This is a genomic window from Rhizobium quercicola (assembly GCF_021168455.1).
Classification (GTDB): Bacteria; Pseudomonadota; Alphaproteobacteria; order Rhizobiales; family Rhizobiaceae; genus Ferranicluibacter; species Ferranicluibacter quercicola.
In genome coordinates, this window is record NZ_JAJOZR010000006.1 from 193,343 (window position 1) to 216,292 (window position 22,950).

Here is a 22,950-nt window from a genome sequence, read left to right on the forward strand (position 1 = left end):
ATGACGGGAAACTTTCGAAAAAACAAAGATGATATCGCAAGTGTGCTAGCGGAATAAGCGTGTGCACTGCAATACGGCGCTTAAATTTGTAAATTTTCATAACGCAAATGTAAAACGAAAGAAATCGAAATATTGTGTATTTGTTTTCTTTCGCGTTAGCTGGGGTGCAGATAGAGGATTTGCGGAGGAGATCATCATGGGCCTTGGAACCAAAGTACGGCTGTCGCGCCTGTTTTCGCATGCATCGGGAAACCTGTTCGGCGGCGCCGTCGACCATTTCGTCGGCTACGGCAATGTGCGCGAAGGCGGGCTTGCCGACCTTCCCGGCGCACTGGAGCGCGTCATGGCGGGAGGCCCGGACTATATCAGCATCCAGCCGGGCGCCGCACGGCACCTCTGGTCGGCCTATGCCGGCAAGGCGGCGCTCGTGATCCAGGCCGGTTGCTTCACGCCGGACGATCGCATCCGGCAGCTCATCGCCACGCCGGAAGATGCGGTTCGCTACGGCGCCGATGCGCTGGCCGTCGCTATTCCCGTCCGCGGCGATACCGAAGGTCACTATATCCGCTGGCTGACGGACACGGTCAACGCCGCCGCACGTTTCGAAATGCCCGTCGTCGCCCACGTCTATCCGCGCGACTACGCCAATGGCGGCAAGATCGTCTTCACGCCGGACGAGATCGCCTACGCCGTCCGCATCGGTTTCGAGACCGGCGTCGATGTCATCAAGATCGGCTACACCGGCGACTTCGACAGCTTCAGGGAAACCGTCGCCACCTGCCCGGTCCCGATCGTCATCGCAGGCGGCCCCAAGACCGATACGCTGCTCGGCGCCCTCAAGCAGACCAGCGACGCGCTGCGCGCCGGTGCCCGCGGTGCCGTCGTCGGCCGCAATCTTTGGGGCCACGGGGACACGACGAAGGCTGCCCGCGCCTTCAAGTTCGTCATTCACGACGGCATGGCGCCAGAGGAAGCTCTGGCCGCTGCGGGCGCCTAAGGTCATGGCATCTCACCGCCTCGACGTTCTCGGTTTCGGCGCCGTTGCCATCGATGACATCGTCTATGTCGATCGACCGCTGAAGGCGGGGAAGGGCAGGGTCGTGGGGCGCACGCGAGATTTCGGCGGCAACGTCGCAACCGCCCTCGTGGCGGTTGCGAGGCTCGGCGGCCGGGCGGGCTTCATCGGCTGGCTCGGCGGCGCACCGGAAGACACGAGCGCCGGCGAGTTGGCGCGGCACGGCGTGGACATTTCCCGCGCCCCGCGCCGGTCAGATGCCCGGGCCATCCGGTCCGTCATCACCGTTGCACCGGATGGAGAGCGTTTCATCGCCTATGACGATGATGTGCCTCACGGAACCTGCGATGATCTGGGCAACGAGGTGCTCTCCGAGGCGCGTGTTCTGCTTATCGACGGTTATGCGACGCATTCCGAACGAACCGTCGCCCAGGCCCGCACTCTCGGACTGTCCGTGGTCGCCGACATCGAGTGGTCGGTCGGTCCGGCGACGGACCGCCTGATCGCGCTTGCCGATCATCTCGTTCTGCCGCTCGCCTATGCCGAGGCGCAGACAGGCGAGACCGCGCCGGCTGCCATTCTCCAGCGTCTCTGGGCCGATGACCGCGCAGCCGTGGTGCTCACCGACGGCGACCGTGGTGCTTTCTTGCGGCAGGCGGACGATGTGCGGGACTGGCACGTACCGGCCTATGCGGTGCGCGCCGTGGATACCACCGGTGCCGGCGATTGCTTCCACGGCGCTTATGCGCTGGCGCTGTCGCGGGGAGAGCTGCCGATCGATTGCGTGCGCTATGCCGCGGCCGCGGCCGCCGTCTCCGTGACCGGAAAAGGGGGGCGAATGGCTCTTCCCGATCACGCCGCCTGCACCGACCTGATGATGGCTGCGGGTGCGCCAAGACCTCTGGCGATGGCCTGACGCGCACGTATCGAATCCGTCGATAAAATTGCACGCGTAAAAAAATATTTTTTCGTTCGCGATGCCGATGAAGCGCTGAAAAAAGCGTTTCCTGTGAATGTGATACGGAATTTGATGCTGAAGTGTTTGGTAATGACGGATGCTCTTGCCGGCAACAAGCCGTTGACGAGCGGCGCGGGGACGCGCCTTCTATGGGCGCCGTCGTACAAGGGCCATCGCAAGGTTCCGATGGCTGAGGAAACAGGGAGGAGAACACCGTGGCCGACGTGGTGCTGGACAAAATCTGCAAGACCTTTGGAACCGAGTTCCACGCGATCAAAGATCTGAGCCTGACGATCCGTGACGGCGAGTTTCTGATCCTCGTCGGGCCGTCAGGCTGTGGCAAGTCGACGGCTCTTCGCATGATCGCGGGGCTGGAGGAGATCAGCAGCGGCACGTTGAGCATCGGCGGCGAGAACGTCGTCGATCTTTCGCCGAAGGATCGCAACATCGCCATGGTGTTCCAGTCCTACGCGCTCTACCCGCATATGACCGTGTTCGACAACATCGCCTTCTCGATGAAGCTTGCTGGCAAGAGCAAGGATGAACGCACAAAACGCGTCAACGAAATCGCGAAAACGCTGCAATTGACGAAGGTGCTCGGCAGCAAGCCGGCGGAACTTTCCGGCGGGCAGCGCCAGCGTGTGGCGATGGGTCGGGCGATGGTGCGGGAGCCGGCCGCGTTTCTGATGGATGAGCCGCTCTCCAACCTCGACGCCAAGCTGCGCGTTCAGATGCGCGCCGAGATCGTCAATCTGCAGAGGCAGCTTGCCGTGACGACGATCTACGTCACGCACGACCAGACGGAGGCACTGACGATGGGAGATCGTGTCGCCGTTCTCAAGGGCGGCGTGTTGCAGCAGGTGGATACGCCAAAGGTTCTCTACAGCAAACCGGTCAACGCCTTCGTCGCCGGCTTCATCGGCTCGCCGTCGATGAACCTGTTCCAAGGACGCCTCGAAAACGGCCGCATCGTCCTGCCGACCTTTTCGATCCCGCTGGCGGAGGAGGTCTTCGCGCAGTCTCCGGGGCTCAAGGCGTTCGAGGGGCGGATGGTTCTGTTCGGCATCCGTCCCGAGGATCTCCACGACAGTGGGCTCGCCTCGGGCGCGAGGTACCCGACAATACCGGCAACGGTCAAATCCATTGAGGAACTGGGTTCCGAGTGGATCGTCCATCTGAACATCGACGCCATCCGCGTGGATTCCGGCGACCCGGATGCCGTGGAAGAGCTGAGCAGTGCGGCGAACGCCGTCGCCAAGTTTGAAGCCACCAGCAAGGCCATGGCAGGGTCGCGGATCGATGTGGCGATCGACGTCGCCAAACTGCACTTCTTCGATCCGGAAAGCCATCTGGCGCTCTGAAGCGCTGTGTCTGCCCATCGTGCACCGGGCAGGCTGGCAAGGGAGCCGTTCACACGAAAGATCGGAGATCGACCGGCTTGCATGGACCGCACCCACATGCGCGAACCGCATTGAAAAACCGTTGGAAGCCTGCTCTTTCATTTATTTACGGAAGTAAAGAAATAACGATCCGCAGGTAATTTAAATTGCTGTGAAGCGCTGTGCAGAGATGAGGTATAAAAGATATATATTTCAATGGTTTGATAGTTGATTTCTGAACCCAGAAATATCGAACCGACTGCATGCGAAAATTGGACGTTGACAGGCATCGGCGTTCGGGACCCTACTGCCATATCGATCTGGGAGGATCGAACAAACCGTATTCCTGGGAGGGGATCATGAAGGCTACGAAGCTTCTTGCCACCGCAGCGCTCTGGGCATTGTGCTCGACGGCTGCGTTCGCTGATACCACCATCGAGTTCATCCAGTGGTGGGAGCCGGAAATGCCCGCGGGCGCGCTGCGCGGCATCATGGACGATTTCGAGAAGGCCAATCCGGGCATCAAGGTCACGCTGGTCAGCGGCCCCTATGCTACCACCCGCGACCAGATCGTCGTCGGCGCAGCGTCCGGCACGCTCAGCGATGTCGTCGGCCTGGATGGCGCCTGGGTCAACGGCCTTGCCAAGCAGGGGGCCATCGCGTCGATGGACCCGCTGATGGCCAATGCGAAATACGATGCCGGCCAGATCGCCGACATCGTCAAGGTCGACGGCAACAGCGTCATGTTCCCACTCGCCTCCTTCGTCTATCCGGTGTTCGTCAATCTCGATCTCGCCAAGGCCGCCGGCATCGACAAGATGCCGAGCACGCGCACGGAATTTGCCGATGCCGCCAAGAAGATGACCGATGCGTCCAAGAACCAGTATGGATGGGTGCTGCCACTGTCGCTGCAGAACCCCGGCGGCATTCAGAATGACGTGATGTCCTGGTCCTGGGCGTCCGGCGGGTCGATGCTGAAGGACGGCAAGCCGGATCTCGAAAACGAATCCGTCGTCGGCACCCTCGAATACATCAAGTCTCTGCACGACGCGGGCTTCATCTCGCCCGGCATCTTCGCCAAGAAGGAGCAGGACAAGGTCGAAGAGTTCGTCAACGGCCGTGTCGGCATGATGGTCGACTCGCTGGCGCACATCAATCTGATCCGCGAACGCAACCCGAAGCTCAATTTCGGCATCTCGGCCCTGCCCGCCGTCGATGGCTATACCGGCAAGCGCGGACTGCCCTATGCCTCCTGGGGCATCGGCATCAGCGAAGGCAGCAAGCACAAGGAAGAGGCCTGGAAACTCGTCGAATACCTGATGAGCCCCGAGGTCAACGGCCGCCTCGTCTCCATCGCCAATGCGTTTCCCGGCAATGTGAACGCAAAGCCCGACTTCTCGAAGTCCGACCCGCTGTTCGAAGAGGCCTTCGCGATCTTCCAGAGCGGCCATCTTGCCAACGAGTTCGTCGGGCTTCCCGTGGCCGAGGAACTGATGCGCCAGATGGGCATCGAGGTTCAGAAGATGTTCGACGGTTCGGAGACGCCAAAGGAAGCCGCGGCCAACGCGCAGAAGCAGTGGCTGACCAAGTTCTAGCCGAGCAGGTTCGGCATCCCCGGCACGCGACCGATCCGCTTGTCGGGGATGATTTTCGCTTCATCCGCCTTTGAAGAAACCGGGAAAACAACCGTCATGAGCAGTGTGATGCAGGGTGTGGCCGTCCGGCCGGCGAAAAAGCGCAAGAGCGGCCTTCTGACCTATCGGACGCGCAAACGGCTGGTCCCCTATCTCTATATCGCGCCGGCGACCCTGCTCTTCTCGGTGCTTATGCTGTTTCCCATGATCATGGTCTTCCGCTATTCGCTGATGGACGGCGCGATCATGAAAAAGGATGCAGCCTTCGTCGGCTTTCAGAATTACCTGATGATCTTCCGGGACGCGATTTTCTGGCAGGCCTTCGGACAAACGCTCTATTTCACGGTCATGAGCGTGGTCTTCCACTTCCTCATCGGCCTCGCCTTCGCGCTTCTCCTCAATACCCAGCGCATCGATCCGGCCGTTCGAAGCCTGTTGCGCGTGCTCTACATCCTGCCGTGGCTCTTCACTGCCGTCATCATCGCCATCATATGGCGTTTGCTTCTCGACCCGAACGGCGTCGTCAACAGCGTTCTCATGGCGCTTCACATCGTGGATTTCAAAGTCGAGTGGTTCTCATCCACCGCGACGGCCCTCCATGCCCTGACCTTCGCCAACATCTGGGCCGGCTATCCCCTCTACATGGTCAGCCTGCTGGCCGGTCTGCAGGGTATCTCCAAGGAACTCTATGAGGCCGCCGGCATCGACGGGGCGAACGCGTTGCAGAAGTTCTGGTACATCACCATCCCGCAGCTCATGCCGATCATCATCTCGATCGCGCTTCTCGATTTCATCTGGACGATGCAGGTCTTCCCGCTCGTCTGGATGACGACGGGCGGTGGGCCGATCTATTCGACCGAGGTGCTGAGCACCTACACCTACAAGCTCGCCTTCTCGCAGTACGAGTTTTCACTGGCCTCGGCGAGCGCGATCATCATTCTCGTCATCTCGATGAGCATGACGTATTTTTACATCAAGCATCAGAAGGGCAGGTGATCCCATGGCCCAACGTTCATCAAAGCGCTCATCCGGCCGTTCCGTCATTCCCACGGTTCTCACCTATATCGGGCTTGCAATCGGTCTGGTCTTTGCGGGCTTTCCCATTCTCTGGATGTTTTTCAGCTCGTTGAAATCCAACACGGAGATCTTCGCTCTTCCCCCTAAATTGTTGCCGGACGTCTATACGCTCGTCGCCTATGCCTCGATCTTCGACGATCCGGTGAAGATCCGCTTCTTCATCAACAGCTACATCGTCGCCGGCGTCGTCACGCTGCTCACTTTGCTCGTCGCGATCGTCACGGCATACGGTTTCAGCCGCTATTCGTTTCGCTTCAAGAACACGCTGAACGTCTTCATCATCAGCACGCAGACGGTGCCCCCGATCACGTTGCTCATCCCCTATTTCGGCATGGTGGTCGCCTTCGGCATCTTCGACACCTATTTCGCGCTGATCCTGACATACCTCGTCTTCACGCTGCCCTATGCCATCCTGTTGATGACCGGCTATCTCAACACGCTGCCGAAGGAGCTGGACGAAGCCGTGCTGGTCGATGGCGGCACCAGCTGGACCGCCCTCTGGCGCGTGATCGTTCCGGTCTCGGTGCCCGGCATCGTCGCCACGGCGGTCTACACGTTTCTGCTTTCCTGGAACGAGTTCCTTTTTGCGCTGACGCTGACGAAATCCATGGACCTTCGCACCGTGCCGATCGGCATCCAGCTTCTCATGGGGCAGCACGCCTTCGAGTGGAACGAGATGATGGCCATGAGTGTGCTCGGCTCGCTGCCGCTCCTCCTCCTCTACCTCTTCGCCCAACGCTACTTCCTCGCCGGCATGACATCCGGGTCGGTCAAGAGCTGACCCGCGAGCTTTGACGTAGCACGGCGGAAACGCGATGCGTCTGGGTCTCGTCTCGCTGTTCCCGGATGTCGCGCAACCATCTTCGCGATAGAGATGATTGAGGGACGCTCTCGCTTGGCGTTCGACACACGGCTACGGGGAGAAGTTTTCGCGGAAGATCGGCGGGATCTCGATCAGTGTCCTGTCCGCCGCACCATTCTGTATAATGAGAAAAACAGCGTCGAGCATCGAGGGGACATCCTGCCGGACCATCTCGATGTCGTCTCCGAGAAGAGCAGCGAATGGATCCCAGTCGAAGCAGCCGATGACGGGCGAGTGCTCGCCGTAATGACCCGAACGCTTGATCCAGCGCATCACACCTTCAAGCGAGATCGTCGAGTTCACGAACATTCCGTTCGGTAGGGATCCCTCGGTTCTCGCCAAGGAGGCGAGAGAGGCCTCGGCCTTTTCAGGTGCATAGCCGCTCGCCAGGATATGGCTTTCGTCCAGGAGAACACCGATATCGGCATGGGCGGCGCGGAAGCCGCGGATGCGCTCCGACGTGTTGTGATCGCTCGCCCGCCCTCCAATGAAGAGGAGAGGCCGAGCCTCGCCCATCCTGGCGCGGCTGTTCAGCATGATGCGGCGCGTCAGTTCGCGGGCACCGGTGAAATTGTCCGAGATGATCGAGGGTGCCTTTGTGCCGGGCAGGTCGAGATTCAGGCTTCCGACGTTTGCGGCGGCACACAGGTCGCTGATGCGATCCGGATCGGTCGCCCCCGTCGAGACGAGCCATTCGACCTGATAGGACAGCATGGTCCGCGCTGCCTCGACCTCCAGTTCCGGATCGCGCCGGGTGCAGGTGATGATGGGGAAGAGCCCGCGCTCGCGCGCCATCGTTTCGAACGTCTCGACGATGGAGCCGAAATAGCGGTTGTCGTATTTCGGCACGATCATGCCGATGATCTTGGATTTCTCCCGTCGGAGCAGGCTCGCCTGCATGTTGACCGCGTAGCCCTGCTCGTCGGCGAGCGTGGTGATGCGCTCGGCCAGCTTGGCGCTGATCCGGCGCTTCTTCCAGGTTCCGTTGAGAACCGCGCTGACGGCACTGGCCGACGTGCCGGCAAGCTCTGCCAGATCGTAGATGGTCGTCTTTTTCGCCGATTTTTCCTGACTCACATCCGTCTCCATTCCAACCCAACTTGACACCAATCCGATCTCGTGACAAACATGCTTCATCGATTGAGCATAAGTGCACAATCGATGAATTGGCCGACTGGAGGGTTGGCCGGGAGAGGATCGTCTCATTTCGATCAAGGCCGATGCGGAACCGTGATGGTCCGCCTCTGCGGACCGCGATGCCAGGAGGCATCGGCGCGTCTGAGGGACGGCGACGAATGAGGTGTGGCGAAGTCTTCGGTGACGCAGACGAATTCAAAAGGAGGAGACTATGACTTTTCGCTCTACACTGTTGGTCACGACCGCTGTCGCTGCCATGTTCACTGGCTCTGCTTTCGCACAAGAGGCGGCGACCGTCGCGTTCCTGATGCCGGACCAGGCCTCGACGCGCTACGAGAACCACGATTATCCCGGCTTCAAGGCCGAGATGGCAAAGCTTTGTGCCGCCTGCACGGTGATCTACCAGAACGCCAATGCCGACACGGCGTTGCAGCAGCAGCAGTTCAACTCGGTCATCGCGCAGGGTGCAAAGGTGATCGTTCTCGATCCGGTGGATTCCGCCGCTGCCGCCGCTCTCGTGGAAATCGCCCAGTCGCAGGATGTGAAGGTCATTGCCTATGACCGTCCGATCCCGGCCAAGGCCGCCAATTTCTACGTGTCCTTCGACAATGAAGGCATCGGCCATGCCATCGCCCAGTCGCTCGTCGCCCATCTGAAGACGAGCGGCGTTGCCGAAGGCGCCGGCGTGCTGCAGATCAACGGCTCGCCCACCGATGCTGCCGCGGGCCTGATCCGGGACGGCATTCATCGCGGCCTGAAGGACTCCGGCTACAAGACGCTGGCCGAATTCGACACGCCGGAATGGGCGCCGCCAAAGGCGCAGGAGTGGGCCGCCGGCCAGATCACCCGCTTCGGTGCCGACATCAAAGGCGTCGTTGCGGCCAATGACGGCACCGGCGGCGGCGCGATCGCGGCCTTCAAGGCGGCCGGTGTCAATCCCGTGCCCCCGGTCACCGGCAATGACGCAACCATCGCCGCGCTGCAGCTGATCATCTCGGGCGACCAGTACAACACGATCTCCAAGCCCTCGGAAATCGTGGCGGCCGCTGCCGCCAAGGTCGCCGTTCAGTTTCTGAAGCGCGAGACGCCGGAGGCGAAGACCTCGCTTTACGATACCCCGTCGGAGCTCTTCGTTCCCGCTGTCGTGACGGCCGAGAACATCAAGGCCGAGATCTTCGACAAGAAGATCCAGACGGTGGCCGAGGTCTGCACCGGCGAATATGCCGAAGGCTGCGCTAAGCTCGGCATCAAGTAGGCCCCTTGCGACAAGCGACCGGTCGCGGCTCAGCACGACCGGTCGATCCCTTCTCAACAGAGAGCGCGCATCATGGCGAACAGACAGACGGAAGGCCCGGCGACGGGCGGTCCCATTCTCCGCTTGACCAAAATCTCCAAAAATTTCGGCGCGGTTTCCGCGTTGACCGATATCGATCTCGAAGTACATGCCGGCGAGGTCGTCGCGCTCGTCGGAGACAATGGTGCCGGCAAATCGACGCTGATTAAGGTTCTGGCCGGCGTGCACCAGCCGACCTCCGGACAGATCGAATTCTGCGGCAAGCCCGTTAGCCTCGACAGCCCCAGCCTGGCGCTGGAGCTCGGCATCGCCACCGTCTTCCAGGATCTGGCGCTGTGCGAGAACCTCGATGTCGTCGCCAACCTGTTCCTCGGCCATGAAGTGTCGCCGTGGAACCTCGACGAGGTGGCCATGGAAGTCCGCGCCTGGACGCTCCTGAAAGAGCTTGCCGCCCGCATACCCTCCGTTCGCGAGCCGATCGCGTCGCTCTCCGGCGGCCAGCGCCAGACCGTTGCCATCGCCCGCTCGCTGCTGCTCGACCCGAAGATCATCATGCTCGACGAGCCGACAGCGGCTCTCGGGGTGGCCCAGACGGCCGAAGTCCTCAACCTGATCGAGCGCGTCCGGGAGCGCGGGCTCGGGGTCATCATCATCAGCCACAATATGGAGGATGTGCGTGCCGTCGCTGATCGCATCGTCGTGTTGCGGCTCGGGCGTAACAACGGCGTCTTCAGCCCGGATGCCTCCAATCACGAGCTTGTCGCCTCGATCACCGGCGCGACGGAAAATGCCGTGTCGCGTCGGATCGAACGAAAATCCGACGTCAACCATAGGGGTGGGAGCACCGCATGAGCCAGAATCCCAACGACAAGGCCCCGGCGCTCGACCGCAGCGATGTGCGCGTCATTCATGCCGAGGGACTTTCAGGTGCCCTTCACACCCTCGTCGGCCGTGTCAAATCCGGCGATCTTGGCATGCTGCCGGTCGCCATCGGCCTGATCGTCATCTCCACGGTCTTCAGCGTCCTGAACCCGATTTTTCTCGCGCCGAACAACCTCGTCAATCTGCTGTTCGACTGCGCGACGGTCGGGATCATTTCGCTCGGCATCGTCTGCGTCCTCATCCTCGGCGAAATCGACCTTTCGGTCGGCTCCATAAGCGGTCTTGCCTCGGCCATCATCGGTGTTCTCTGGGTCAATTCCGGGCTGCCGCTGGTCGTCGCCATCGGTGCGGCCCTCGTCACGGGCGCGGTCGTCGGTGCGCTCTATGCCTTCATGTACAATCGCCTTGGTATGCCGAGCTTCGTCGCCACGCTTTCCGGCCTGCTCGCGCTTCTCGGCCTGCAGCTCTACATTCTCGGGCCGACCGGCAGCATCAATCTGCCCTATGCCTCGCCGCTCGTGCGCTTCGGTCAGATCCTCGTCATGCCCGGCTGGCTGTCGGCGCTGCTCGCGCTGTTGCCCGGCCTGGTCATGGTGATGGTCGGCCTGTCGGTGCGCAAGCGTCGGGAAGCCGTCAACCTGTCGTCCCAGCCCCTGAGCACGCTTTTCGTCAAGGCCGGCATTCTCACGATCGTGCTCGAGGCCATCGTCTCCTATCTCAATCTCGGTCGCGGCGTGCCGTGGATGTTCGGCCTGTTCGTGGCGCTGGTCATGGTGCTGAACTACGGGCTGACGCGGACGCAGTGGGGCCGGTCCATGTTCGCCGTGGGCGGCAATCGGGAAGCCGCCCGGCGCTCCGGCATCAACGTGGGCCGCATCTACACCAGCGCCTTCGTGCTCTGCTCGACCCTCGGCGCCCTCGGCGGCATTCTCTCCGCCTCGCGCCTGGCATCGTCGAGCCAGCAGGCCGGCACCGGCGACGTCAACCTCAACGCCATAGCGGCAGCGGTCATCGGCGGCACCAGCCTCTTCGGCGGACGCGGCAGCGCCTATTCCGCGCTTCTCGGCATCATCGTCATCCAGGCCATCTCCAACGGCCTGACCCTGCTCAACCTCAACTCGTCGCTGCGCTACATGATCACCGGCGCGGTGCTGGCCATCGCCGTCATCGTGGATTCGCTTGCCCGCCGCTCGCGCGTCAGCCATGGCCGAGCGTAAGGAGCTTTTCCAACCGGAGCGGAATTGTTTCGGCTTCTGTCACGGCTTCAAACAACAATTCAGGATGTTTCCTGCGAACCGGCGTTCACGGCAGATATTCTGAGAACATACTGGAGAGTTACATCATGTCCGACCTCATGACCGGAAAAGTCGTCGCCATCACCGGCGCTGCCTCTGGCATTGGCCTTGCCTGTGCCCGCGCCCTCCTTGCCGAGGGTGCCACGGTCGTCCTCATCGACCGCGCCAAAGACAAGCTCGACACCCTCTGCGCCGAGCTTGGGAACCGTGCCAAGCCATTGGTCATCGACCTCATGAACGGCGAGGAACTCTCGGGGATTTTGCCCCGGATCCTCGACCTTGCCGGAAGACTCGATGTCTTCCACGCCAATGCCGGCTCATATGTCGGTGGCGCGATTGCCGAGGGCGATCCGGATGCCTGGGACAGGATGCTGAACCTCAACATCAACGCCGCCTTTCGCTCGGTCCACGCGGTTCTGCCGCACATGATTGCCCAGAAGTCCGGCGACATCCTGTTCACGAGTTCGATCGCCGGTGTCGTGCCGGTGATCTGGGAGCCGATCTACACCGCATCGAAGTTCGCCGTTCAGGCCTTCGTCCATGCGACGCGCCGCCAGGTCGCGCCGCATGGCGTTCGCGTCGGTGCCGTCCTGCCCGGCCCGGTGGTCACGGCGCTTCTCGACGACTGGCCGAAGGCCAAGATGGACGAGGCTCTGGCCAATGGCAGCCTGATGCAGCCGAAGGAGGTGGCCGATGCCGTGCTCTTTATGCTGACGCGGCCGCGCAACATCACCATCCGCGACCTCGTGATCCTCCCGAACAGCGTCGATCTCTGATCGGCGTTTCATCTGCGACGCCCAGAGACAAAGCCAGAGACAAGGCCATGATAGAAGACGATAGTGCCATCACGCAGCCATCCACCCGATATGTCATCGGCGTCGATGTGGGCACGGGCAGCGCGCGCGCCGGCGTCTTCAATTTCGAAGGCCAGATGCTGGGCGTCGCCAAGCGCGACATCACGCTGTTTCGCGATGCCGGCGGGATGGTCGAGCAGTCGAGCAGGGAGATCTGGTCGGCGGTCTGCGCTGTCGTGCGCAACGCCGTCGCCAATGCGGGCGTCGATCCGGCGCTGGTGATCGGCCTCGGCTTCGACGCGACATGCTCGCTGGTCGTGCTCGGGGAGGGAGGCGCCTCTCTTCCCGTGGGACCGTCGGAGGATCCAGGCCGGGATATCATCGTCTGGATGGATCATCGCGCCGTGGCGCAAGCCGCACGGATCAACGATCTCGGCCATGACGTGCTTCGCTATGTCGGCGGGCGGATCTCGCCGGAGATGGAGACGCCGAAGCTTCTGTGGCTGCGGGAAAACCGGCGCGCCGTCTTCGATGCGGCCTGGCAGTTCTTTGATCTTGCCGACTTTCTCACCTGGAAAGCGACGGCGAGCCTTGCCCGCTCCACCTGCACGGTCACCTGCAAATGGACCTATCTCGCCCACGAGAAGCGATGGGACCCGAGCTATTTCCGCAAGATCGGCCTTGACGTGCTGGCAGAGGAAGGCTTTGCGCGGATCGGCACCGAGATCGTTGCGCCTGGCACGCCGCTCGGGCAGGGCCTGTCGGCGGATGCTGCCCTTGCCATGGGCCTCAACCCGGGGACAGCCGTTGCGGCGGGAATGATCGATGCGCATGCGGGCGGCATCGGCACCGTCGGGATCGACGGGGGCCCAAGCGCCAATCTCGGCTATGTCTTCGGAACCTCGTCCTGCACCATGACCTCGACGGCAGAGCCGGTCTTCGTCCCCGGCGTATGGGGCCCATATTTCTCCGCAATGGTGCCCGGAATGTGGTTGAACGAGGGCGGACAAAGCGCGGCCGGCTCTGCTGTCGATCATCTCCTGGCGCTCCATCCCGCAGCCGCAGCGGCGAGACGGGAAGCGGCGGCAGCCGGTCTCTCCCTGCCGGTGTTCCTGGCAAACGCGGCCGCCACCCGTGCGGCCTCGGCGTCGGAAGCCGTGCGGCTTGCGACCGGCCTGCATGTCGTGCCGGAATTCCTTGGCAATCGCGCGCCGTTTGCCGATCCTCATGCCCGCGCCGTCATCGTTGGGCTCGGCATGGACACGGACGCCGACAGCCTCGTTGCGCTCTATGTGGCCGGCCTGTGCGGTATCGGCTACGGTCTGCGCCAGATCATCGACACGCAGACGCAACCCGGCGCCCCTGTGGAGCGCGTCGTGATCAGCGGTGGCGCGGGCCAGCATGATCTGGTCCGCCAGATCCTCGCCGACGCCTGCGGCAAGCCGGTCGTCGCGACCCGCTCGGAAGAACCGGTCCTGCTCGGCTCGGCGATCCTTGGTGCCGTCGCGAGCGGCATATTCGCCGAGACCGGAGCGGCCATGCGCGCGCTCAGCCACGCAGATCGAACATACGCACCCACCGAAGGCGAGATCGCGGCCATTCATCGACGCCGCTATGGAGCCTTCAAGACGCTACAGGAACAGGCGCGCACGGTGAGAGAGATCTGAGACAGGCGATGCAGACATTCGCGTTAAACGCCTGGGTGACCGGCGGCTCTGGAAGACGCGGAAACAACCGTCAAGTCTTCCAAAGCCTTAATGCGGCATTTATTATGAAGCACGTCAGTCAGATCGCGAGAAAAATTATGAAATCTTAGATAAACTCTTAGCCTCGGTCCCGTCGCGCGATGCTGGCCCTCTCGCAATTATCTCTAGCCAGTTGACTAAAGCGCTGAAGCCAGCTGCGTTAATTCTGCAAATGCGGCTCGCACCATTTTTCTCGAAAGAAACCAAGTTCCCTGCAAGAAGCACCTGAAGGTGCTGCGAAACAGCTGGTCTGCTGATTGGTAGGCCTACCGCTAGCTGGCCGACGGTTAGTGGAGACGCTTGAAGCCTTTCCAAAAGGTGTTGGCGCACGGGTGTTGATTATCACTCCGATTTAGACCACATTTTCATTTCGGAGGGATCCGCCTGCGCTACGAGAAAATGTTGGCGATCAACACTTTAGTTTCAGTTAGGCGGTTTACCGCGAAATGAAAAAACGGGTCAAATCCAGCTGAAATCCAACACGCAGGCGTCTTTTTAAAGGTAATCAAACCCAGAAGGTACGGCAGTATGTTCTCTACGACCCAATCCGGCGCGACGGGCGCAATACGGACATCGCAGTAGGTCGAAATCTTCTTCTGAAAATGGAGTTTGGAAAGGTCTTCGTTTGGTATGTGTCATTCCGCAGTTTCTCGGGGCCTCAGGCCGAGGGCGTGCGGAATTAGGGGCAGACAGTTAAAAATCCGTGAAGCTGGCGAGCGCGACACGGTAAGCGAGAGAAGTCGTCGGGCACTCTCGGCAGTTCAAGGATGGCGCCTGCTCACTTCAATCCGGCTATGTTCCGGCGAAGTACCCCTGAAAACTTCTTCAACCCGCCTTGATCAAGCGCGTCGACGAACGCCTCAACCGATGGGATTGTCTTACGCAGATTATGCCTCGCACTTCGGACGCTGGAGATTAGCGCTTCCGCAAACGCCGCATGGAGATCGGTAAGAAAATCATCTGGCGACTTGCTGGTCACACCATGTGCGAGAAGGATTTTTGCGGGAAAGTCCTTAAGGTTCCAGGTAACGATGATGGAGGCTTTGCCGGCAATGGCTGCCGCGAGGACATGTCGATCGTCGGGATCCGGTAGGGTGAGATCCGCAATAAATAGGCGATGGTCTTTCACAACTGCCTCTGGGATGACAGCGTTCATCCGGTCGCGCGTGGCTTCCAGGCGTTCGATTGACAAGCCTGGTGTGTTGGCGGCGAGATTGCGCATCCACTCATCATGTATATCGTCGGTCCAGCGCGCCTCGACGAGACCGTCGAAGGCGCACTGGATCAGAATGTTGCGCAGGTGGAAGGGGTAGAGGACGCAGGCATCATAGACCGCGACGGGCGGATTAGAGGCCATAGGTCTCGATCAGGTCCTCTGTGTCCTCGGCTAGCGCTTCCATCGCCGTTTGTCGTTTGTCAAGCTTCGACTTCAACGCGAGCACGTCCTTAAGGAGGGCGCGGCGGTGTTTGCCGACGTAGCGGAATGGCAGCTCACCCCGGTCCATGCGCAAGACGACGAGCGGGCGGGAGATGCCAAGAATTGCTGAAGCTTCGCTCGGGCTTAGTTCCTGGTCCTCGGCCAGCACTGCGACACCCTCTCCGCGCAGCATGTGCGCTAGAAGAGCTTCAACAGCCGCGGCGGCTGAGGGCGGGATCGGGAGCATCTGCTGTTTGCCACCTGCATCACGAACGTGGAGTTCCAGCCTGTCGCCGGCAACCAGCTTTGGTAATGGCGTTGCTATTTTTCGGTCGCGATCTGAAAGTCTGGCGAAATGAACAATCTGGCTGGCCATGACGATATCTCCTTAGCCGTCAGTATAGCGAACAAGGCCTCTAACTGCAATAACTGAAAGTGTGGGTTGGTTGTAATGGTGGTATGGAGGGGCCGTTCTTCGGAACGCTGGTTCGATTCCCATCAAGAGCATAAGGCAGAAATTCCTGGCGTTAGTCTGTATCGGGCAACCGATAGAAACGGCCTTAGACCGGAACGAGAGGCGTTTGCTTCATTTGACCGCCGACAGCACGCTCTGCTCTAGCTGTTGCAGACTGAAGGGATTCGCCAAGATCTCGATGCTCATTAGGCACGAGAGTCGCGCAGCGACGACGGCCCCGGTTGCTGTCCCAGCAGAGCCCGTTACCGTAAGCCCTGGTGTCGCCGCCGTCCTGAAGACGCTCGAAGACATCTTCAATCCCCCGCCAGCGCGACCTCAGAGGGTCACCAAAGACTTCAGTCCATATCAGACAGGAATGACCTGTTGAAGGGCGACGGCCAAAGCGCTGATCGCGACAGGCTTGCGCACGACCGGCACACTAGCAAAGCAATCCGGAATGCTCACGCTGTCGCGGTATCCCGCCTGATCCATGATGAGGATGGCGTGCGCGTTCTCGTCGACATGGCGGGAGATTTCGGCCAGATGCCGTGTTATCGCGTAGGTGTCGCACCACGGCATGACCAACGCTGCTGCCTTGCCGAGCTTCGGACAAATCGCCCCGAAGATGTAGGCCGACTTTGTGCGCTGATCATGCGGCGCTGAAGGCCGCGTTCCGCGCCTGGCCCAACGGCGCGTGATTTTTGTTCTTCTGGCCGATCCGAGCCTCGTCCTGGAACCAAATCTCTACTTGTTTTCCTCGGGCGGCTCCGGCGGCAATTTCTGCCACAGCGGCGGGGAAGTTTTTTCAAATTCTTCAATCGCTTGGCTATTCTGTGCATGATGCTTCGGCCGGGCCGTGAGCTTGCGATAGCCCATCGCATGCAGTTCGCGCCCAAGCGTCTGACGGCTCACTAAGATGCGGTGCTCCTGCCAAAGCCACTGCATCAGATCGACGAGCCTCCAGCGCACCACGCCATCGAGATAGGGAACGGGACCTTTCTCGACCGCCTCAACGAGCGCCTTGCGCTGCTTATCGTTCAGCAACGGCTCTCGACCCTTGGCCTTTCCGGTCTTCAGGCCAGCTGGACCGTGCCGGTTGAAGCGCTCAACCCAATCGCGGATGATCTGCAAACCGACCCCACTGATTCATGCGGCAAGGCTCCGAGAGCCGTCTTCGTAGATCACCGACAAAGCAAGCAATCGGCGGGACCAGTCCGCGTCCCGGCTCTTTCTGGCAAGCTGACGCAGGTCATCAGCCGTGTAGTCCTGACGGATATTGAGGGCCTTTCCCATGGCGAAATCTCCTTCCGCCATGTTGAATCATGATTTGCCCGAAAACGGAATCCCGTGAGTCAGTTTCAACGGGCCTTGGTATTAGAGGTTCCACGACCTCCCAAGACTTGAAATGCACGCCCCCTTGCCTTTAATGGTGGCTTCGTCCGCTATCATCTCAATACTCACTAGACGTTCTTTCCGCCGAGAAATCCGGCGATAACATCCGTTGCCAACTTCAGCCCAGAAATGCCGCGTACCGGCGCACTGTAGCAAGAATGCCATATGTGTGCTTGCTCGTATCACGGGGTTCTAGAAACATACGCAAACGCAGGTTTCAAACCCCTCCAGTTTCAAGGCCGTTCATTCGATCGCAGTGATAGAGGATCGAGCATTCTGGGAAACAAGCTTGAAGTGCTGCGGGGCTATTTAAAGATGAAACCAAAGTTGCCCAAGCGGGACTGAAGCCGGTGGAATGACTCAGAATCGAAAGCTGTTCAACGCTTAACCATTCAGGGAGATGTGCAATCCCGGAAGTGCCGTAGCTTAGAATCTGAGTGTCGCAATAGAGGGCGCGGAAATAGGTAAAGACGACGTTATCGAAAGCGTGCCAACCAAGGGCTTCATAAAAGCCTTTCTGGCCGCTGTGAACTTCTCCCATGTAACTGAAGAACCGCTGAAGGTCGTCCAGCCTGTAGCACGGAGGGTCAAGAAACCACGTGTATATCTTTTCCCAGCCAGATGCCCGCACCCTTGCTTGATCATGGTCCGAGAATAGCTGAAGCGATTGTTCGTTAATTTTTGGATATGCGAGGGCGTCGAGCTCTGCGACAAGGGTCGCTCCCCACTGAACGTTCAAATCGTAAGCAGCTGCGACTTTACCGACGAAGCTATCCAGGTCGAAAGTAGGAAGACACAGGATGTCGCAGTCCATTACAATCGAATACTCAAACCTTTGTATGGAAGCCCAGTGCAACGCTAAAAACTTTTTTCGGTTAATGATTGCTGGCCCTGCATTTTCCAGCGTTTTGTGGACCTCCTCTTGACCAAAGCAGAAGCGGGCTTGATGCTCGACGTTGATCAGTTCAACCAATCCGCCGAGTTTCAGTGACTCTAATGTGCGGGCAAAGAAACCGACATCCAGATGGTTTGAGCAGGCTAAGACTACCCTTGTCTCTGATTTGTGATGAAATAGACGTAGACTGTTGAGGAACGAAATCGCCCAGAATATTTTTGGTGGATGTACGGGGATGATAATGGCGTTCAAGGGAGTTCCAAGGGCGTTGATGTTTGATGGAACGAGCCTAGGACATGAACCTTGCGCGACTATGTTCGACGTGGCCGGGCGCTCCACGCCTCTTTTGAGTCTGATGGGGTGGGCCCACTCTACGTTGTGCTGCTGAACCGTGTCGGGTTTGCCGGAGGCTCCATGTGTGGATGCCCCGGTTCATGCAAGCGGTTTTCGAACATTTCCAGCATGTGATCGGGTGCGGTCATTTGTCAGGCCCGTTCGCGCGACATAAGATGCAGCCGCTGACCGTCATGGAGATACGCGAATCAGGCGCAAATCAAATTAACGAGTCTTTCCACTCTTGGAGCCTCGGTGCATTTCCTGATCCCGATCGAACCGATCATTTGCCCTTGATGTTCAAGGTCTCCTCACATGCCCGCCTATCCAGTCCTATAGCTGCGCGATCGATTGATCAGACAGCTACGACTGGATTCCGGTAATCTTCATTCTTTCGTCAACATGGCCCAGATCGAGCGTGCCATCTTGTTCGCCAGCGCCATCGCGACGAGCATTTTGGGCTTCCGTTGTATCATTCTGTGCAACCAAGATCCAGTTTGTGCTCCTCGGCGCGAGGCCCATTAGATGACAGCCATAGCGCCAATGATCAGCAGCCTGCAAATGTCTCGTTGCCCCATCTTTGATGTTCGACCAAGTCGTTGCTTCCCTCCGGTCGAGTGCTGGACAGGGACCAACCCCAACCAAGCCGCAAAGTCACGACCGCGTTTGAAGGTCTTTAGTGGTGGAGCAAAGGCCTCTACTGCCATAGCGGTTATCGGTCCGACACTTGGCATGGTCTGAGCACGGCTCGCTTCTGGATGAACGTGCAGTCGAACTACGAGCTGTCGAAGGCGCAAGAGCGGGGCCAAGCCTAACGTTCAACCGCTGCAGCCGGCAGCGTGAAGCGACAGGAAACCGCAGTTCTTTCTCGGTAACGTCTTCTCCAGGCATTGATCGTTTTCCAGGTTTCAGTCAAACCCATGCGTCCCTACAAAATGGCGCATGCGGTGTGTGGCCAGATCGGGTCGATCGAGGATGTCGGCTTGGTCGGCGAGGCGGAAGATGTCGGCGTAGTGATGGATGCCGCGGGCCGACTGCATGCCGGCCGGAAGGGTGAAGTGCGACTGGTGGCCGTTGAGCCAGGCGAGAAAGACCACGCCCGCCTTGTAATACTGCGTCGGCGCCTCGAAGATCTTGCGGGAGAGGGGAACCGTCGGGTCGATGACCGCGCGGAACGTCGTGCCATCGCCCGCGGCCAGCGCAGCCAGCGCCTTCGAGGCAGCCGGTGCGACGGCGTCGAAAATGCCAAGGAGGGCATGGCTGTGGCGCCGACCGTCGCCTTCGATGAGGCCGGCATAGTTGAAATCGTCACCCGTAAAACAGAGCACGGTCTCCGGCAGCCGATCGCGCAGGGCGATTTCCTTCTCGTGTTCGAGCAGCGAGATCTTGATGCCCTCGACCTTGTTCGCATTCTCGGAAATGATCCGCAGCGCGCAATCTAGCGCCGGCGCGAAGTCGGTGCTTCCCCAGTAGCCGCTCAGCTGCGGGTCGAACATGTCGCCCAGCCAGTGCAGCACCACCTTGTCCTTCGTTTGCGAGAGAATGCGGCCATAGACCGTCGCGTAATCGTCGGCAGAGCGGGCGATGCGGGCGAGCGCCCGGCTCGCCATCAGGATCGCGCGGCCGCCGTGTTTTTCGATATGCTCGATCTGCGTCTCATAAGCCCCGATCACGTCGTCCAGCGTGCGGGCGTCGGCCGGGTCGAGATGATCCGTGCCGGCGCCGCAGGCGAGGTCGGCCCCCGCAACTGTCCGCGCTTCGGCAAGCGAACGGGCGATGAGCTCCTGCGCGCCGGCCCAGTCGAGACCCATGCCGCGCTGCGACGTGTCCATCGCCTCGGCGATCTTGAAGCCGAGGCTCCAGAGATGATGGCGGAAGGCGAGCGTCGTGTCCCAGTCGATGGCCGGGCGGTTCCACGGATCTGTGTCCCGCTCCGGCGCGGAAACGACATGCGCCGCGGCATAGGCGATGCGGTTGAAGACGGGTGTGGTCGCAGGCCTCGCGATCGGCGTGCCCACGAGGCGATACGCTTCGACCGCACCTGCGGACGTCGGCAGATTGAGAACCTGGGTCATGATGTCTCCTCGATTTTGCCCACCGGATAATTTGGATCGATCCAAATTGCAAGGCCATATTTCGGATATGGATAAGACGGACCAGTGCCGCAGGCACGGGCGGTTTGCATCGAGTATGCTGCACTGCATGCAGAAGCGCGCCCATACTGCCTTCCGTGTCGCCCATTGGGGAATCTGCAGATGGTGAGAAAAGTCTCTTGATATTTTGGAACGATCCAAATATTGAGGGGGTCAAGATGGAGGCGCATGAAGGTTCATGGCGAACGAACGGGTCACGGTCATCGATATTGCGAAGGCGGCGGGAGTGTCGAAATCGACGGTCTCGCTCGTCCTGCAAGGGTCGCCGCTCGTCAACGAGGGCACGCGGACGAAGGTCAATGCCGTCATGCGGGATCTCGGCTATGTCTATAATCGCGGCGCGGCCAATCTCCGGCAGTCCAGCGCCAAATCGAAGATCATCGGCGTCGTCGTCAACGATCTGACCAACAGCTTCTTTGCCGAGCTTGCCGTCGGTGTCGATCTTGTCGTGCAGGATGCAGGCTTCGTGCAGTTCCTCGCCAATACCAGCGAGAGCCTCGACCGGCAGACGGAGGTCATCGCCTCCATGCGCGAGCACGGCATTTCCGGCCTCGTCGTGTCGCCCGCCCGCGGCTCGCGGGCCATCGACTTCAAGGCGCTGGTGTCGGCCGGCATGCCGGTCGTCGCCGTGGTGCGCCCAGTGGCAGGTGCGAAGGTGTCCTCGCTCATATCCGACAATCACACCGGCATGTTCGCAGCCGTCGAGCATCTGGCAAGGCTCGGCCACACGCGCATCGCCTTCTTCGGCGGGTTCGAGGATACTGCGATCTTTCAGGAACGGCTTGCCGGCTATCGCGACGGGATCGCGGCTTCAGGGCTCGTCTATGACGAAGGCCTGGTCTTTGCCTGCGCACCCTCGCGGGCGGAAGGGGCAAAGGCCGTGGTGCGCGCGATGGCGGCGGTCGACCAGCCGACGGGCGGGGTCTGCTTCAACGATGCCGTCGCCTTCGGCGTTTATGACGGATTGCGGGCGCGGCGGTTGGAGCCGGGCGTCGATTTCGCGATCGTCGGTTTCGACGACGTGATCGAGGCGGGCACATCCGTGCCGGCGCTCACCACCATCGCGGTGGATCCGCAGGGCATGGGCCGGCGTGCCGCCCAGCTTCTGCTCAAGCAGATCAATGCCGGCAAAGCGGAGGCGGAGGCCGTGGTGACGCCCGTACGGCTGGTCGTGCGGGAAAGCTGCGGCGTGAACAAACTGAAGCCGGGGAGGCGATCTGCATGACGAACCGTTGGGGATTGATCGGCGCAAGCACGATCGCACGGGAATGGGTGATCGGCGCGATCCGCGCGACGGGCGGGGAGGTCGTCTCCGTCATGAGTTCCAGCCCGCAGCGTGCTGCAGCCTACGCATCGGAAAACGGGATCGGCAAGGCCGTCTCGGATCTCGATGCCCTGCTTGCCGATCCGGAGATCGATGCGGTCTATATCTCGACCACCAACGAGCTTCACCGCGACCAGGCGATCGCCGCCGCCAGGGCCGGCAAGCATATTCTCTGCGAAAAGCCGCTGGCGATGACGCTGGAGGATGCCCACCGCATGCGGGACGCGGCACGGACGGCCGGCGTGGTGCTGGCGACGAACCACCACCTGCGCAATGCGGCCAGCCACAAGGCCATGCGGGACGCAGTCGCCGCCGGGCGGATCGGCAAGCCGCTTTCGGCACGGGTCTTCCACGCGGTCTATCTGCCGCCGCATCTGCAGGGCTGGCGGCTCGACAATCCCAAGGCCGGCGGCGGCGTTATCCTGGATATCACGGTGCACGACACGGACACGTTGCGCTTCGTGCTGGGGCAGGACCCGGTGGAGGTCACGGCCTTTGGCCAGACCGGCGGGCTCGGCAAGGCGGGGCTCGAAGATGCCGTCATGGGCGTCATGCGGTTTGAAGACGGGCTGATCGCTCAGTTCCATGACGGGTTCACCACGAAATATGCCGAGACCGGCTTCGAGGTTCACGGAACCGAGGGGTCGCTCATTGCCCGCAACGTCATGACGCAGCGCCCGGTGGGCACGGTGGTGCTGCGCGACGCGCAGGGTGAACAGACGCTGCCGCTCGACGGGCGCAACCTTTATGAAACGGGCCTTGCGGCCTTCCATGCGGCCATGGCCGGGACGGGATTACCGGCTGCAACGGCGGAAGACGGCATCTGGTCGTTGGCGACAGGGCTTGCCGTCGTGGAAGCCGCACGGTCCGGCCGCGCCGTCACGGTTCAGACGGGGTTGTGAGGCATATC

The 22,950-nt window shown here is 60.7% G+C and carries 22 protein-coding genes and 1 pseudogene; 13 read left to right on the top strand and 10 right to left on the bottom strand.

The genetic code is table 11. From position 1 onward, the window contains the following. Nucleotides 1-196 precede the first annotated feature (196 nt). From LRX75_RS11035 to LRX75_RS11060, 6 genes are all read left to right on the top strand, one after another. A complete protein-coding gene (locus tag LRX75_RS11035) occupies nucleotides 197-997 on the top strand; it encodes a class I fructose-bisphosphate aldolase (protein ID WP_231814318.1) in 801 nt (266 codons plus the stop codon). Between the two features lie 4 nt (nucleotides 998-1,001). Beyond that, entirely contained in the window at nucleotides 1,002-1,931 is a 930-nt protein-coding gene (locus LRX75_RS11040; RefSeq protein WP_231814320.1) for a PfkB family carbohydrate kinase, read from the top strand. 257 nt (nucleotides 1,932-2,188) lie between these two features. After that, entirely contained in the window at nucleotides 2,189-3,334 is a 1,146-nt protein-coding gene (locus tag LRX75_RS11045; RefSeq protein WP_231814322.1) for an ABC transporter ATP-binding protein, read from the top strand. A gap of 377 nt (nucleotides 3,335-3,711) precedes the next feature. Continuing rightward, nucleotides 3,712-4,947, top strand: a complete 1,236-nt coding sequence (locus LRX75_RS11050; RefSeq protein ID WP_231814324.1) for an ABC transporter substrate-binding protein — start codon at nucleotides 3,712-3,714, stop codon at nucleotides 4,945-4,947. Between the two features lie 108 nt (nucleotides 4,948-5,055). Then, entirely contained in the window at nucleotides 5,056-5,982 is a 927-nt protein-coding gene (locus LRX75_RS11055) for a carbohydrate ABC transporter permease (protein ID WP_420851187.1), read from the top strand. Between the two features lie 4 nt (nucleotides 5,983-5,986). Further along, a complete protein-coding gene (locus LRX75_RS11060) occupies nucleotides 5,987-6,844 on the top strand; it encodes a carbohydrate ABC transporter permease (RefSeq protein ID WP_231814328.1) in 858 nt (285 codons plus the stop codon). Nucleotides 6,845-6,976: 132 nt separating this feature from the next. Here LRX75_RS11060 and LRX75_RS11065 read toward each other — a convergent pair whose 3' ends face one another. Then, nucleotides 6,977-8,002, bottom strand: a complete 1,026-nt coding sequence (locus LRX75_RS11065) for a LacI family DNA-binding transcriptional regulator (protein WP_231814330.1) — start codon at nucleotides 8,000-8,002, stop codon at nucleotides 6,977-6,979. Between the two features lie 271 nt (nucleotides 8,003-8,273). On the opposite strand from LRX75_RS11065, the gene LRX75_RS11070 reads away from it, so the two are divergent. The 5 genes from LRX75_RS11070 (at nucleotide 8,274) to LRX75_RS11090 (ending at nucleotide 13,994) form a co-directional block, all read left to right on the top strand. Next, the gene (locus tag LRX75_RS11070) at nucleotides 8,274-9,317 is read left to right on the top strand and encodes an ABC transporter substrate-binding protein (protein ID WP_231814332.1); all 1,044 of its coding nucleotides are present in this window, start codon (nucleotides 8,274-8,276) and stop codon (nucleotides 9,315-9,317) included. 72 nt (nucleotides 9,318-9,389) lie between these two features. Continuing rightward, nucleotides 9,390-10,208 carry an ATP-binding cassette domain-containing protein gene (locus tag LRX75_RS11075; RefSeq protein WP_231814334.1) on the top strand — a complete coding sequence of 273 codons (819 nt, stop codon included), beginning with the start codon at nucleotides 9,390-9,392 and terminating at the stop codon, nucleotides 10,206-10,208. Then, nucleotides 10,205-11,455: a sugar ABC transporter permease gene (locus tag LRX75_RS11080; RefSeq protein ID WP_231814336.1), complete on the top strand. Its 1,251-nt coding sequence runs from the start codon at nucleotides 10,205-10,207 to the stop codon at nucleotides 11,453-11,455. The genes LRX75_RS11075 and LRX75_RS11080 overlap by 4 nt, the downstream gene beginning before the upstream one ends. A 125-nt stretch (nucleotides 11,456-11,580) precedes the next feature. Then, nucleotides 11,581-12,309 carry an SDR family oxidoreductase gene (locus LRX75_RS11085; protein ID WP_231814338.1) on the top strand — a complete coding sequence of 243 codons (729 nt, stop codon included), beginning with the start codon at nucleotides 11,581-11,583 and terminating at the stop codon, nucleotides 12,307-12,309. A 47-nt stretch (nucleotides 12,310-12,356) separates the two neighbouring features. Beyond that, a complete protein-coding gene (locus LRX75_RS11090) occupies nucleotides 12,357-13,994 on the top strand; it encodes an FGGY-family carbohydrate kinase (protein WP_231814340.1) in 1,638 nt (545 codons plus the stop codon). A gap of 135 nt (nucleotides 13,995-14,129) precedes the next feature. Here the strand turns inward: LRX75_RS11090 and LRX75_RS11095 are convergent, their stop codons facing one another. The 9 genes and pseudogenes from LRX75_RS11095 to LRX75_RS11135 all read right to left on the bottom strand — a co-directional run bounded on the left by LRX75_RS11095 (nucleotide 14,130) and on the right by LRX75_RS11135 (nucleotide 20,638). After that, entirely contained in the window at nucleotides 14,130-14,402 is a 273-nt protein-coding gene (locus tag LRX75_RS11095; RefSeq protein WP_231814342.1) for an ArsR/SmtB family transcription factor, read from the bottom strand. A 448-nt stretch (nucleotides 14,403-14,850) separates the two neighbouring features. Then, nucleotides 14,851-15,429: a PIN domain-containing protein gene (locus LRX75_RS11100; RefSeq protein ID WP_231814344.1), complete on the bottom strand. Its 579-nt coding sequence runs from the start codon at nucleotides 15,427-15,429 to the stop codon at nucleotides 14,851-14,853. Further along, on the bottom strand, nucleotides 15,419-15,865 hold the full coding sequence (locus LRX75_RS11105) for a MerR family transcriptional regulator (RefSeq protein ID WP_231814346.1): 447 nt from the start codon (nucleotides 15,863-15,865) through the stop codon (nucleotides 15,419-15,421). The genes LRX75_RS11100 and LRX75_RS11105 overlap by 11 nt, the downstream gene beginning before the upstream one ends. Before the next feature lie 444 nt (nucleotides 15,866-16,309). Beyond that, entirely contained in the window at nucleotides 16,310-16,642 is a 333-nt protein-coding gene (locus LRX75_RS11110) for a transposase (protein WP_231814527.1), read from the bottom strand. Nucleotides 16,643-16,687: 45 nt separating this feature from the next. Then, on the bottom strand, nucleotides 16,688-17,074 hold the full coding sequence (locus LRX75_RS11115; RefSeq protein ID WP_231814348.1) for a helix-turn-helix domain-containing protein: 387 nt from the start codon (nucleotides 17,072-17,074) through the stop codon (nucleotides 16,688-16,690). 15 nt (nucleotides 17,075-17,089) lie between these two features. Next, the gene (locus tag LRX75_RS11120) at nucleotides 17,090-17,236 is read right to left on the bottom strand and encodes a hypothetical protein (protein WP_231814350.1); all 147 of its coding nucleotides are present in this window, start codon (nucleotides 17,234-17,236) and stop codon (nucleotides 17,090-17,092) included. 316 nt (nucleotides 17,237-17,552) lie between these two features. After that, entirely contained in the window at nucleotides 17,553-18,482 is a 930-nt protein-coding gene (locus LRX75_RS11125; RefSeq protein WP_231814352.1) for a hypothetical protein, read from the bottom strand. 436 nt (nucleotides 18,483-18,918) lie between these two features. Continuing rightward, nucleotides 18,919-19,312, bottom strand: a pseudogene (locus tag LRX75_RS11130) (transposase); the annotation flags it as partial. A 159-nt stretch (nucleotides 19,313-19,471) separates the two neighbouring features. After that, nucleotides 19,472-20,638, bottom strand: coding sequence for a dihydrodipicolinate synthase family protein (locus LRX75_RS11135; RefSeq protein WP_231814354.1), 1,167 nt, complete (start codon nucleotides 20,636-20,638; stop codon nucleotides 19,472-19,474). A 256-nt stretch (nucleotides 20,639-20,894) separates the two neighbouring features. On the opposite strand from LRX75_RS11135, the gene LRX75_RS11140 reads away from it, so the two are divergent. Further along, a complete protein-coding gene (locus tag LRX75_RS11140; RefSeq protein ID WP_231814356.1) occupies nucleotides 20,895-21,941 on the top strand; it encodes a LacI family DNA-binding transcriptional regulator in 1,047 nt (348 codons plus the stop codon). Next, complete coding sequence (locus LRX75_RS11145) at nucleotides 21,938-22,942, top strand: Gfo/Idh/MocA family protein (protein WP_231814358.1); 1,005 nt, start codon at nucleotides 21,938-21,940, stop codon at nucleotides 22,940-22,942. Before LRX75_RS11140 ends, LRX75_RS11145 begins: the two co-directional genes overlap by 4 nt. Nucleotides 22,943-22,950: the final 8 nt, after the last annotated feature.